Raw genomic sequence first — 13,380 nt, 5'->3', positions numbered from 1 at the left:
GACGCCCATGGATCGCATCGTCGTCGCCGACGACCATCCCCTGTTCCGCGCCGCCCTGCGCTCGGCCGTCGACAAGGCGGCGCCGGGGGCTGAGGTGGTGGAATGCGCCAGCCTGGCCGAGGCCAAGGCGGCGATGGTCGCCGGGCCGGTCGATCTGCTGCTGCTGGACCTGAAGCTGTCGGACAGCGAGGGCATGGCGGGGCTGGCCGCCGTGCGGGCCGAACAGCCGACCGTGCCGGTGGCGGTGGTGTCGGCCAGCGAGGACGCGCCCGTGGTGCGTCACGCCCTGGGCCTGGGCGCCGCCGGCTTCATTCCCAAGTCCTCGTCCCTGCCCCAGATGGTCGAGGCCATCGCCGCCATCCTGGCCGGCGACAGCTGGGCGCCCGATGTGCCCGAGGCGGACGACGACGATCCGGCCGGCCGCGTCGCCAGCCTGACGCCATCGCAACTGCGTATTCTGGAAGGACTGAAGGCCGGGCGGCTGAACAAACAGATCGCCTTTGATCTCGGCGTATCCGAGGCCACGATCAAGGCGCACCTGACCAGCGTGTTCCGCAAGCTGGGCGTTCACAACCGGACCCAGGCGGTGATCCTGGCCAAGTCGCTGGACCCCAGCTAGCTCGACAAAAAGGCCTTCAGCGCCGCCGGCTTGATCGGCTTGGGCAGCAGAACGGCGCCGGCCGCCGTCGCCTGTTCGTTCAGACCATCGCGGGTGTCGGCGGTGACCAGGGCGATGCGGCGCACGCCGTGGGGGCGCAGCCAGTCGATGACGGCGAAGCCTTCCGGCCCGTCGCCCAGATGCAGATCGACCACGGCGGCGTCGAACGGACCTTGAGCCGCCTTGGCCGCCGCCACGCTGGACACCAGGGTCGGCTTCGCGCCCCAGCGGGTCAGAAGGGCGTTCAGCGCGTCCAGGATCACCGGCTCGTTGTCCACGCACAGCACCCGCAGGCCTGCCAGCGGCAGACGCGCCTCGCGCACCGGCGCGACCTCGGGGATCACGTCGGCGGGGCTGCGCGGCACGGTGATGCGGAAGAGCGTGCCGCGTCCGATGCGCGAGCTCAGCTCCAGCGGATGGTCCAGCAGGCTGGACAGGCGACGCACGATGGCCAGGCCCAGGCCCGCGCCCGGCTCGTCCACCGCGCCGGGCAGACGCACGAACTCGCCGAAGACGGTCTCGTGATCGGAATCGGGGATGCCGCGCCCGGTGTCGCAGACGAACAGCTGCACCGTCTCGCCCTGCCGCCGCGCCCCGACCAGCACGCGGCCGGAATCCGTATAGCGGATGGCGTTGGCCACCAGGTTCTGCAGCATGGACCGCAACAGGTCGCGGTCGGACGCCGCCCACAAGCGGCTGGGCATGATGGTCAGGCGCAGGCCCTTGGCCTCGGCCACCGGTGCGAACTCGCGGCGCAACTCGTCGAACAGACCGCCCAGCGACAGTTTGGTCACATTGGTCCGCACCCCGCCGGCCTCCAGCTTGGACAGGTTCAACAGGGCGGTCAGCAGGCGGTGGGCGCTGTCGATGGCGCGGTCGGCGTTGACGGCCAGGGTGCGGCTGGTCGGTTCCGCCAGCGCCGGCTCCTCCTTCAGCGCGGCGATGAACAGGCGCGCGGCGTGAAGCGGTTGCAGCAGGTCGTGGCTGGCGGCGGCCAGGAACCGGGTCTTCGACGCCGTGGCGTCCTCGGCGACACGCCGGGCCTCGTCCAGCCGGGCGGTGCGATCCGCCACGCGCGCCTCCAGCCGTTCGTTGGCCTCTTCCAGTTCGCGGGCGGCGCGGCGCAGGGCGGTGATGTCGGTGTAGCTGGTGGCGTAGCCGCCGCCGGGGATGGGCGCGCCCGAGGATCGCAGCACCCGGCCGTCGGGCTGTGCGCGTTCGTGATCGTGGGGGATGCGGCGGCTCAGCGCCTCCAGCCGCCGCTCGACCCAGGCCTCGATGTCGTCGGGGCTCTCGCCGCGCTCGGCGTTCAGGCGATAGATGTTGGCGATGGGCAGGCCGACGTGGACGAAGCCGACCGGCAGTTCGAACATGGAGACATAGCGCCGGTTCCAGGCGGTGACGCGCAGATCCTCGTCCACCACGATCACGCCCTGGTCGATGTTGTCCAGCGTGGTCTGCAACAGGTCGCGGTTGAACTGAACGGCTTGCGACGCCTCGTCCAGCATCCGCACCACGTCCTCGGGCGCCCGCCCGACGCCGGCCAGGGCCGCGGCGATGACCCGTCGCGCCGAGGCCGCGCCGATGGCGCCCGCCAGCATCCGTTCCGCCGCACGGGCCAGGGCGGCGTCGGCTGGATCGGCGTCGCGCAGCCGGGTGTCGGTCTCGCGTCCCCAGGCGGAGAAGGCGCGCTCGGCCCGCTCGTCGCCGATGAAGCGGGCGACCAGGGCGCGCAGGTCGCCGACTGAGGCGCCCGACGGCGAAGGCCTGGCCTCCATCCAGTCCGGCCCCAGCCGATCCACGAAGGCGCGGGCCTGGACCCGGTCGATCAGACGGGGCTGAGCGAACCGGGACACCCCGACATAGGCCGCCAGATTGAGCCCCAGGCTGACGAAGACCCCCAGGGCCAGCGGATCCTTGACCCCCAACATGACGTGCAGGTGCCACGGCGCGCCGGGCGCCAGCTGGGGCAGGGCCAGCATGACGATCCACACCGCCATCCCGACCGTCATCCCCGCCAAGGCCCCGTGCGCATGACCGCCGCGCCACAGCACCGCGCCGAACAGGGCGGGCGCCAGCTGAGCCATGGCGGCGAAGGACACCAGCCCCATGGCCGCCAGACCGCGCGACTGATCCGTCGCCTGATAATAGAGCCAGGCCAGCAGCAGGACGGCGACGATGGCCGCGCGCCGCACCTGCAGGATGGTCCCCGCCATGTCCGAGGCGTCGCCCCGCACCCGCCAGCGATCGCGCGCCAGGAAGGGCAGGATCAGGCTGTTGGACACCATGGCCGACAGGGCCACGGCCTCGACGATGACCATGGCGGTGGCCGCCGAGAATCCGCCGACGAAGACGAGCGCCGTCAGCATGGTCTCGCCACGTTCGAACGGCAGGGCCAGCACCAGCAGGTCGGGGTTTACCGCCGGCGCGAACAGGGCGCCCGCCGCCACCAGCGGCAGCACCGCCAGACTGGTCAGCAGCAGATAGAGGGGAAAGATCCAGCGCGCCCGCTTCACGTCCGACGGCTGGGCGCCCTCGACGAAGGCGACGTGGAACTGACGCGGCAGGCAGAAGATGGCCAGGGTCGACAACAGGGTGATGGCGGTGAAGCGCGGCGTGACCTGCGGCGGAGCGGCCAGGGCCCCCAGGCCTTCGATGATGCGCGGCGGCGAGCCTTCGTTGAGCAGCAGGACCAGGGCGAAGACGGCGACGAACAGCAGGGCGCCCAGCTTGACCATCGACTCCAGGCCGATGGCCTGGATCAGGCCGCGATTGTGCTCGGTCAGGTCGGGACGGCGTGCGCCGAACAGGATGGCGAAGAAGGCCAGCACGCCCGCCAGCACCAGCACCGTCAGCCGCTCGGACCCCGCCACCGGCGTGCCTGCGGTCAGCAGGGCGCCGGCCATCGACAGTGACTTCAGCTGAAGCGCGATATACGGCAGCGACCCCAGGATGGCGACGACCGTGACCGCCGCGCCCAGGGTCTGGCTCTTGCCGTAACGCGACGCCACGAAGTCGGCCATCGAGCCGACGTTCTCGCGCCGAGCGGCGGCGGCGATGCGGCGCCACAGCGGGAACAGCAGGGTCAGGCCGATCACCGGCCCGATGTAGATGGGCAGATACTCCCACCCGTCGCGCGCCGCCGTGCCGACCGCGCCGTAATAGGTCCAGGAGGTGCAGTAGATGGCCAGGGACAGGGCGTAGACCGACGGCCCCAACCCCTTGCCGCGCGCCCGCGCCGCCGGTCGTTCCTGATACCAGGCGACGGCGAACAGCACCGCCATATAGGCGGCGACCAGGCCGAGGATCGTCAGGCTGAACATGGGGGCATCTGAACCGGGCAGGGGCTGTTTCACAAGCGAAAGGCGGGCCGTCTCGCGACGACCCGCCCCTCGTTCCGCCTGAAAGCAGGATCAGGCGTTCAGATCGACGTCCTTGCCTTCCTTGACCAGCAGGAAGCCCAGCACGACCGTCGCGAGGGCGACGATGATCGGATACCAGAGACCGGAGTAGATGTTTCCGGTCGCCGCCACGATGGCGAAGGCGGTGGTCGGCAGGAAGCCGCCGAACCAGCCGTTGCCGATGTGATAGGGCAGGGACATGGAGGTGTAGCGGATGTTGGTCGGGAACATCTCGACCAGGGCCGCCGCGATCGGTCCGTAGACCATGGTCACGTAGAAGCCGAGGATGAACAGGATCAGCACCACCATCGGCTTGTTGACCAGGGCGCTGTCCGCCTTGGCCGGATAGCCGGCGGCGGTCAGGGCGGCGGTCAGTTCCGTGTCCCAGGTCTTCTTCTGGGCGGCGAAATCAGCCGTGGTCATGGCGTCGCCCCGGAAGCTGGGGATGACGGACTGATCACCGATGCGCACCTCGGCCACGGTTCCGGCCGGCGCCTCGACATTGGTGTAGGTCACGCCGGCCTTGGCCAGGTGGGACTTGGCCACGTCGCAGGACTGGTTGAACACCGTCTTGCCGACGGGGTCGAACTGGACGTTGCAGTCGGCCGGATCGGCATAGACCACGACCGGCGCCGAGGCGGCGGCGGCGGCCAGGCGCGGATTGGCGGCCTGGGTCAGGGCGTTGAACAGCGGGAAATAGGTCAGGGCCGCGATCAGGCAGCCGGCCAGGATGATCGGCTTTCTGCCCACCTTGTCCGACAGCCAGCCCCAGAAGATGAAGAAGGGCGAGGCGGCCAGAAGCGCGATGGTCAGCAGGATGTAGACCAGGGTGGCGTCGACCTTCATGACCCGTTCGAGGAAGAACAGGGCGTAGAACTGACCCGTGTACCAGATGACGGCCTGACCGGCGGTGAGGCCCAGCAGGGCGATCAACACGATCTTCAGGTTGGGCCATTTGCCGAAGCTGTCCTTCAGCGGGGTCTTGGAGCCCTTGCCCTCGGCCTTCATCTTCTTGAACGACGGGCTCTCAGCCAGCTTCAGACGAATCCACAGGGAGACGCCCAGCAGCAGGATCGAGACCAGGAACGGAATGCGCCAACCCCAGTCGGCGAAGGCTTCCTCACCGACCGCAAGCCGGACACCGAGGATGACCACCAGGCTGAGGACCAGGCCGGCAGTCGCCGTGATCTGGATGAAGGAGGTGTAGAAGCCGCGCTTGCCGCGCGGCGCGTGCTCGGCGACGTAGGTGGCGGCGCCGCCGTATTCGCCGCCCAGGGCCAGACCCTGGATCAGGCGCATCAGCACCAGGATGATGGGCGCCGCGATGCCGATGACCGCATAGGGCGGCAACAGGCCGACGACGAAGGTCGACAGACCCATCAACAGCATGGTGACGAGGAAGGTGTTCTTGCGTCCCCAAAGGTCGCCCAGCCGCCCGAAGACGATGGCGCCGAAGGGCCGCACCGCAAAGCCGGCGGCGAAGGCCATCAGGGCGAAGATGTAGCCGGTCGTCTCGTTGACGCCCGAGAAGAACTGGACGGTGATGATCGCCGCCAGCGAACCGTAAAGATAGAAGTCGTACCACTCGATGACGGTGCCGACCGATGAGGCGAGGATGACCAGGCGATCGCTGCGATCGACGGTGTGTTCCTCTTCCCCAGACGCAATTGGAGCGTCGGTAGCCATGATCCATTTCCTCCCAAGTCGCCGTTATCGGCCGTTCTGCGCATCCCTGCGGATACGTGGACGCCGACATTGACCGAGAGGGAGGCGGCTGGAGAGAGCGACTTTGGTCGAGGATCGCCGGTCGTCAAGGCGACCTTGGGGTCGAGGATCGCCGGTCTATCAGCCGTCGATGGAGATGACCGGCCCTAGTTTGGGCTGGATCTGGCCGCGACGGACGCTGCGACGCTTCAACCAGCCGCGGATGCGGGTCTGGATCGGATTGTCGATGGCGAAGTGGAAGGCGAAGGCGAAGGCGACAGCCGCCGCGACGCCCAGGCCCCACAGGCCCCATTGGGCGGCGACCGGCAGGGGGATACGGGCCTCCACGGCGTTGACCACGCCGAACCAGACAATGCGGATCACCTCGTTGGAGATGAACATGGAGAAGGAGACCATGGCGGCCGTCTCGACCAGTTTGGAGGGTTTCTTCACCGGCACGGCGCCGGCGGCCAGGATGATGATCGAGATCAGGGCCAGGGCGGCCAGGGCGTGCTTGTCGTGAAGCTCAAGCGCGAAGAAGCCGACGGCGGCCAGGACGCCGGCCCAGCCGGCCAGGCGCGGCGCGATCCAGACCTTCTGGGCGAACCAGGCCAGGCACATGCCCAGGAAGAACAGCGGCAGGGCGCGGATGATGCCGTAGCGCATGGGCATCTGATAGACGGGGTAGCCCAGGAAGTGCCAGCACAGCTGGTTGGCGACCAGATAGACGCCGACGCCCATCGCCAGCGCCGACCATGGACCCAGGCGCATCAGGCCGCGAATGATCCAGGGGAAGGCTAGGTAGCAGCCGATCAGGGCCGAGATCGACCAGGTCGGGGCGTTCCAGCCCAGGCCGCCATAAAGGCCATAGGACTGAAGCAGCAGCAACTGGGCGGGCAGTTGGTCCCAGGCGAACCATTCGGGATTGCGCGGCGGGACGCCTGCGGCGGTGGCCAGCAGCACGAACCCGACCAGCGAAAGGCCCATGATCAGGTGGGCGGGCACGACGCGCAGGAACCGCTTGAGGAAGAAGTCGCCCGGCGACAGCCGGCCCTTGTCCACCGCCGCGCCATAGACGCGCATCAGCACATAGCCGCTGTCGATCAGGAAGAAGTTGGTCAGCAAAAAGCCGCCGCGCTCGAAGATCGGATTGATCACGTGCGCCAGAGGTTCAGGACCTGCGGCCTGGAAGTGATGCAGGATGATCAGGAAGGCCACGATGAAACGCAGAGCGTCCAGCCAGCCGCCGCGCGCGATCTGAACTGTCTCATTGCGGGTCGAAATCACGGACCAGGGCATCGTTGGAGCCTCCTTCCGCCGTCTCGCCGCAAGAGCCGCGCCAGATCGCGCGACAGGGGAAATCCTAGCCTCGCACCAGTCGCAGGAACTCTTCGCGGGTGCGGGGGTCGTCGCGGACGACGCCGATCAGGTGGCTGGTCGACAGGCTGGCGCCCGGCGCATTGACGCCGCGCAGGGTCATGCAGCTGTGCTCGGCCTCGATGACGACGCCGACGCCGTGGGGGCGCAGGACGGTCTGGATGGCCTCGGCGATCTCGGAGGTCATCTTCTCCTGGATCTGCAGGCGCCGCGCGAAGCCGCGCACGACACGGGCCAGTTTGGAAATGCCGACGACGCGGTCGGTGGGCAGATAGGCGACGTGCGCCTTGCCCACGACCGGCAGCATGTGGTGCTCGCAGAAGCTGACGAAGCGGATGTCCTTCAGCACGACCAACTGGTCGTAGCCGCCCGTCTCCTCGAAGGTCTTCTCCAGATAGGAGAGGGGATCGACCTCATAGCCCTCGAACAGCTCGCGATAGCTGCGGGCGACGCGGGCCGGGGTCTCCAGCAGGCCTTCGCGGTCGGGATTGTCGCCCGCCCATTCGATCAGGGTGCGGACGGCGGCTTCGGCGTCGGCCTGGGAGACTTTGGAGGCGCGGGGTTCGGTCATGACGGCCTAGATAGCGGGGCGATTGCGGGAAGGGGAGAGGGTCTCGGCCCTCTTTACGAGTCCGGGACGCCTTCAGACGGTGACGCTGGAAAAAAGAGCGTCTGAATAGTGCAATTCGTCTGAAATCGGATCGTGAAAGGCCCCCCGGCGAAGCCGTCAGGTTGGGATGAAAGCTGCGCCGTTCAAGGTGCTGGGAGAGATTTTATCGTCCATCCGGCGCCTCCGACGACCGGCGAACCGGCGTGTAACCTTATCCGTTTCCGTGCGTTACGGCTCAGCTCAAAGCGAGAGGATGGCATGACGGACGGCGAGATCAAGAAAGACCAGGCCGCCTTCGGGATCGCCGGATTGGACGACATTCTGGCCGGGGGCCTGGAACGGGACCGGCTGTATCTGCTGGAAGGCAATCCGGGGACCGGCAAGACGACCGCCGCGATGCGGTTCCTGATGACCGGCGTCGCGCGGGGCGAGACCACCCTCTACATCACCCTGTCCGAGACGGAAGAAGAGCTGCGCGCCACGGCCCTGTCGCACGGCTGGTCGCTGGATGGGATCGAACTGTTCGAACTGGTGCCGCCCGAAAGCCTGCTGGACGAACAGCAGCAGCAGAGCCTGCTGTATTCGTCGGACCTGGAGTTGGGCGAGACCAGCCGGATGATCCTGGAGGCGGTCGAGCGTCTTCAGCCCCAGCGGGTGGTGATCGACAGCCTGTCGGAAATCCGGCTGCTGGCCCAGGGATCGCTGCGTTACCGCCGTCAGGTGCTGGCGCTGAAACACTATTTCGCCAAGCGCGGCGTGACCGTGCTGCTGCTGGACGACCTGACGACCGACGCCAACGACAAGACGGTTCACAGCGTCACGCACGGCGTGATCCAGCTGCAGGAACTGGCGCCGGAATATGGGGCCGAGCGCCGTCGCGTGCGGGTGATGAAATATCGCGGGCGTCGCTTCCGCGGCGGCTATCACGACTTCACCATCAAGACCGGCGGGCTGGAGGTCTATCCGCGCATCGTCGCCTCCGAACATCGCACCCGGTTCGAGCGCGAGCCCATGTCCAGCGGCGTGGCAGGCCTCGACGACCTGTTGGGCGGCGGCATACAGCGCGGTTCCAGCGCATTGATCCTCGGCCCCGCCGGCACCGGCAAGTCGCTGTTCGCCGTCAGTTTCGTCATGTCCGCGATCGCGCGGGGCGAGAAGGCGGCCATGTTCATCTTCGATGAGGAGTTGGGCCTGCTGTTCGCGCGAATGCTGGAGATCGGCATCGATCTGCAAGCCTGTGTGGACGAGGGCTCCCTGCTGGTGGAGCAGGTGGATGCCGCCGAACTGTCGCCGGGCGAGTTCGCCGCCCGCGTTCGGGATTGCGTCTCGAAACGAGACATCAGGACGGTCGTGATCGACAGTCTGAACGGCTATCAGGCCGCCATGCCGCAGGAGCAGTTCCTGGTGCTGCACATCCACGAACTGCTGCAATACCTGAATCGTCAGGGGGCCTCGACCTATCTCACCGTGGCCCAGCACGGATTGGTCGGGGACATGAAGGCGCCGGTGGACGTGACCTATCTGGCCGACACCGTCGTCCTGCTGCGCTATTTCGAGGCGGCGGGGATGGTCCGTCGCGCCATCTCGGTCATCAAGAAGCGCGCGGGCGGGCATGAGAAGACCATCCGCGAATTCGACATCGGGACGGGCGGCCTGGCGGTGGGCGAACCGTTGTACGGTTTCCAGGGCGTGCTGCGCGGCGTGCCCAACTTCGTGGCCCAGGACGGCGAGGGCTTGATGGGCGATCGCTCCGCATGAGCCGTGGTGGGGAGCTGTCCGAACGCGCCCTGATTCTGGCGCCGACGGGACGCGACGCCGTCGTCGCCGCCCAGATCCTGACGGAGGTCGGCACGGTGGCGCAGGTCTGCGACACCGTGGACGATCTTCTGGCGCAAATGATCGAGGGTGCCGCCCTGGCCGTGGTGGTGGAGGAGGTGCTGGTCAACGGCGACCTCAACGCCCTGTCAGCCTGGATCGAAGCCCAGCCGTCCTGGTCGGATTTTCCTTTTCTGGTGCTGAACCGACGCGGCGGCAGCGTCGAGCGCAATCCGGCGGCGCGTCGGCTGTCGGTGACCCTGGGCAATGTCAGTTTTCTGGAGCGGCCGTTTCATCCCACGACCCTGGTCAGTGCGGTCGATACGGCCTTGCGCGGTCGTCGCAGGCAGTATGAGGCGCGCGAACGGATCGCCGAGATCCAGCGCGCGGAGGCCCTGCTGGAACGTCGGGTCGCCGACCGCACCGCCCAGCTGCAGGCGGCCAACCGCGAACTGGCCGCCCAGATCGTCGAGCGGGAAAAGGCCGAGACGGCCCTGCGCCAGGCGCAGCGGCTGGAGGCGGTCGGCCAGTTGACCAGCGGCGTGGCGCACGACTTCAACAACCTGCTGACCGTGGTGCTGGGCAATGTCGAGCAGTTGAGGAAAAACGAGACCGATCCCAAGGTTCTGCGGCGGCTGGACATGATGCGCGAGGCCTCGCAGCGGGGGGCGCGGCTGACGGCGCAGATGCTGGCCTTTTCGCGTCGTCAAAAGCTGGAGCCGCGCGCGGTCGATCTGAACGAGACGGTGCGCAGCATGGGCGACATGCTGCAGAGCGCCATCGGCGGCAGCGTCCATATCGAACAGCCCCAGCTGGCGTCCGACCTGTGGCCGGCGATGATCGATCCGACGCAGATCGAATTGGTCATTCTGAACCTGGCCATCAATGCGCGCGACGCCATGGAGGTGGGCGGATCGCTGACCATCCGCACGGAAAACGCGCGGCTTGATGCGTCCGGCAGACCCGACGAGCTTCCGCCCGGCGACTATGTTGTGGTGTCGGTCAGCGACACCGGATCGGGCATGACCGACGAGGTCCGAGCGCGGGCGTTCGAACCCTTCTTCACCACCAAGGAGGTCGGCAAGGGATCGGGCCTGGGGCTGAGCCAGGTGTTCGGCCTGGCCAAACAGTCCGGCGGCGGGGTCAGCATCGACACCGAGGTCGACAAGGGCACGACGATCCGCATCTTCCTGCCCCGCGCCGACGCCGCGCCGACGCAGGAGCGTGAGGCGAGCGGCGAACTGCTGGCCGCGCGTGACGCCGGCATGGTCGTTCTGGTGGTGGACGACGACGAGGCGGTCAGGAACGTCACCGCCGGCTATCTCAGCGATCTGGGATACGACGTGATCGAGGCCGACAGCGGCGGGGCGGCGCTGGAAACGCTGGAGCATCATGACCGGATCGACGCCATGCTGCTGGACTTCGCCATGCCGGGGATGAACGGCGGTGAGTTGGCGCGCGAGCTGAGGGTGCGCCGACCGGGTGCGCCCATCCTGTTCGCCACCGGATACGCCGACGCCGAGGCCCTGACGGACGTGGGCGAGGACATGATCGTGCGCAAGCCGTTCACCCAGGCCGAACTGGCGCGCAAACTGTCTCGCACCCTGGCGGCCTGATCCTCCGCGAATACGCGTTTGGTTAGCGGCCTGTTAACCATCCTGTCGGCATTTTCTGCCCAGTAACTTTGGGGAGCGTGAGCCGATGAACGGCGCGGAAGTTCTGGACGTCGGGCGCGACGCCATCTGGCTGACGATACAGCTGTGCCTACCGGTCCTGATCGTGGGCCTGGTGGTCGGCGTGGTGATCGGCCTGTTTCAGGCCCTGACGCAGATTCAGGAACAGACCCTGATCTATGCGCCCAAGATCATCGCCATCTTCGTGTCCCTGATCCTGTTCCTGCCGCTGATGGGCGCGCTGTTGGGCGGCTTCATGCGCCAGATCGCGGCCCGCATCGCGGGGATGTAGTGGAGGCTTACGCCACCGCCGATCAGGTCTGGGCCGGGGGGCTGATCTTCGCCCGGATCGCGGCGATCCTGATGCTGATCCCCGGTTTCGGCGAGACCTATGTGCCACCGCGCGTGCGGCTGTCGCTGGCCCTGCTCATCAGCCTGGCGCTGTGGCCGGTGGTGCGCGGATCGCTGCCGGGCCTGCCCGACAGCCTGGGGCTGATGGTGGGATGGATCATCCGCGAGGTGGCCGTCGGCCTGATGATCGGTCTGTTGCTGCGGATGTTCATGACGGCCTTGTCGACGGCGGGCGAGATCATCTCGTTGCAGACGACGTTGAGCTTTTCCCAGACCGCCAACCCGATGCAGGCCCAGCCGGGCACGACCATCGCCGCCTTTCTGACCCTGCTGGGGGTGACGCTTTTGTTCGCCACCGACACCCATCACCTGTTCATCGCCGGGATGGTGGGCTCCTATCGCCTGATCGCGCCGGCCCAGCCGCTGGTGATGGCCGACTTCACACAGATGGCGGTCCGCACCCTGAGCGACAGCTTCATGCTGGGGGTCCAACTTTCGGCGCCGGTGCTGGTGTTCGCCCTGATCTTCAACCTGGCGTCCGGCCTGGTGGCGCGGGTCATGCCGTCGTTCCAGGTCTATTTCGCCGCCGCGCCGTTGAGCGTCATCCTGGGCCTGTCGATCTTCGCGCTGAGCCTGGGCGCGCTGGGCACCATCTTCATCGACCGCTACCGCCGTCTGGCGGAGTATTTCGTCTTCGGAGGCCCGAATGGCTGAAGGCGCGGATCCCGAATCGAAAACCGAAGAGGCGACCCCGCGAAAGCTTGAGGACGCCCGAAAGAAGGGCGATGTCGCCAAGTCGCCGGACGTCGCCCAGGTGCTGGCGCTGGCGGGGGCGGCGGCCGTGATCCTGACGGGCGGCGGCTGGTTCGCCTCGTCCATCGCCGAACAGATGCTGCCCTTCATCGCCGCCCCGCACGAGATGCTGGGCACGCTGAACTCGGGCGCAGGCAATCAGATCATGGTGCAGGCGGTCTGGGCCATCGCACCGTTCCTGGGTGCGGTCATGCTGGCCACCATCTTGGGGGGAGTCGGGGGCAATCTGGCGCAGTCGGGCCTGATCTTCACCGCCGAGAAGCTGAAGCCGAAGTGGTCGGCGGTCAGTCCCATGCAGGGGTTCAAGCGGATCTTCGGACCCGACGGCCTGATGCAGTTCGTCAAGACCTTCCTGAAGCTGATCGCCGTCTGCGTGGTCTGCTGGATGGTGCTGAAGCCGCATTTGCGCGAGTTCGAGAATATGGTGTCGATGAGCCCAATGGCGATCCTGCCGCTGGCGCGCGACATGGCGATGTGGCTGTTCTTCGCCTCGATCCTGCTGTTGGGGGCGACCGCCGGGGCTGATTTCATCTGGCAGAAGATGCGCTTCGCCAAGCGGATGCGGATGACCAAGGAAGAGCTGAAGGACGACTACAAACAGTCCGAGGGCGATCCGCACATCAAGGCCAAGCTGAGGCAGATCCGCATGCAGCGCAGCCGCCAGCGGATGATGGCGAACGTCCCCAATGCGACCGTGATCGTGACCAACCCGACCCACTATTCGGTCGCGCTGCGCTATGAGCCGGACCAGGGCGACGGGGCGCCGATCTGCGTGGCCAAGGGCGTCGATGCATTGGCGTTGCGCATTCGGGAAGTGGCGACCGAACACGGGGTGCCGATCGTCGAGAACGTGCCGCTGGCGCGCGCCCTGTATGCCGCCGTCGAGGTGGACGAGATCATTCCGCGCGAGCATTTCGACGCCGCCGCCAAGATCATCGGCTTCGTCTTCCAGTCCAGAAAGCGTCGGTAAGAGTGCGT

10 protein-coding genes are annotated in these 13,380 nt (G+C 67.3%); 6 read left to right on the top strand and 4 right to left on the bottom strand.

All coding sequences use genetic code 11. The features are described 5' to 3' along the window. The first annotated feature begins 7 nt into the window (after nt 1–7). On the top strand, nt 8–619 hold the full coding sequence (locus ACP69V_RS14225) for a response regulator transcription factor (protein ID WP_135194568.1): 612 nt from the start codon (nt 8–10) through the stop codon (nt 617–619). On the opposite strand, the gene ACP69V_RS14220 is transcribed toward ACP69V_RS14225, so the two are convergent. The 4 genes from ACP69V_RS14220 to folE all read right to left on the bottom strand — a co-directional run bounded on the left by ACP69V_RS14220 (nt 616) and on the right by folE (nt 7,711). Further along, nucleotides 616–3,981, bottom strand: a complete 3,366-nt coding sequence (locus ACP69V_RS14220) for a hybrid sensor histidine kinase/response regulator (RefSeq protein WP_426024441.1) — start codon at nt 3,979–3,981, stop codon at nt 616–618. The genes ACP69V_RS14225 and ACP69V_RS14220 overlap by 4 nt on opposite strands. Nucleotides 3,982–4,071: 90 nt before the next feature. Then, entirely contained in the window at nt 4,072–5,745 is a 1,674-nt protein-coding gene (locus ACP69V_RS14215) for an MFS transporter (RefSeq protein ID WP_409716890.1), read from the bottom strand. 159 nt (nt 5,746–5,904) lie between these two features. Next, nucleotides 5,905–7,062 (bottom strand): acyltransferase family protein, encoded by a 1,158-nt coding sequence (locus ACP69V_RS14210; protein ID WP_426024440.1) that lies wholly within the window; start codon nt 7,060–7,062, stop codon nt 5,905–5,907. Between the two features lie 64 nt (nt 7,063–7,126). Next, nucleotides 7,127–7,711 carry a GTP cyclohydrolase I FolE gene (folE, locus tag ACP69V_RS14205; protein ID WP_346494487.1) on the bottom strand — a complete coding sequence of 195 codons (585 nt, stop codon included), beginning with the start codon at nt 7,709–7,711 and terminating at the stop codon, nt 7,127–7,129. Nucleotides 7,712–8,008: 297 nt separating this feature from the next. On the opposite strand from folE, the gene ACP69V_RS14200 reads away from it, so the two are divergent. The 5 genes from ACP69V_RS14200 (at nt 8,009) to flhB (ending at nt 13,372) form a co-directional block, all read left to right on the top strand. Beyond that, nucleotides 8,009–9,508: an ATPase domain-containing protein gene (locus ACP69V_RS14200; protein ID WP_426024439.1), complete on the top strand. Its 1,500-nt coding sequence runs from the start codon at nt 8,009–8,011 to the stop codon at nt 9,506–9,508. After that, nucleotides 9,505–11,181, top strand: coding sequence for a response regulator (locus tag ACP69V_RS14195; protein WP_426024438.1), 1,677 nt, complete (start codon nt 9,505–9,507; stop codon nt 11,179–11,181). The genes ACP69V_RS14200 and ACP69V_RS14195 overlap by 4 nt, the downstream gene beginning before the upstream one ends. A gap of 85 nt (nt 11,182–11,266) precedes the next feature. Continuing rightward, entirely contained in the window at nt 11,267–11,530 is a 264-nt protein-coding gene (fliQ, locus tag ACP69V_RS14190) for a flagellar biosynthesis protein FliQ (RefSeq protein WP_135194575.1), read from the top strand. Further along, a complete protein-coding gene (gene fliR / locus ACP69V_RS14185) occupies nt 11,530–12,303 on the top strand; it encodes a flagellar biosynthetic protein FliR (RefSeq protein ID WP_426024437.1) in 774 nt (257 codons plus the stop codon). Before fliQ ends, fliR begins: the two co-directional genes overlap by 1 nt. After that, nucleotides 12,296–13,372, top strand: a complete 1,077-nt coding sequence (gene flhB / locus ACP69V_RS14180; RefSeq protein ID WP_426024436.1) for a flagellar biosynthesis protein FlhB — start codon at nt 12,296–12,298, stop codon at nt 13,370–13,372. The genes fliR and flhB overlap by 8 nt, the downstream gene beginning before the upstream one ends. Nucleotides 13,373–13,380: the final 8 nt, after the last annotated feature.

Source organism: Brevundimonas sp. PWP3-1b1, assembly GCF_049896065.1.
Taxonomy (GTDB): domain Bacteria; phylum Pseudomonadota; class Alphaproteobacteria; order Caulobacterales; family Caulobacteraceae; genus Brevundimonas; species Brevundimonas intermedia_B.
This window is presented reverse-complemented; position numbering and strand designations above follow the sequence as displayed.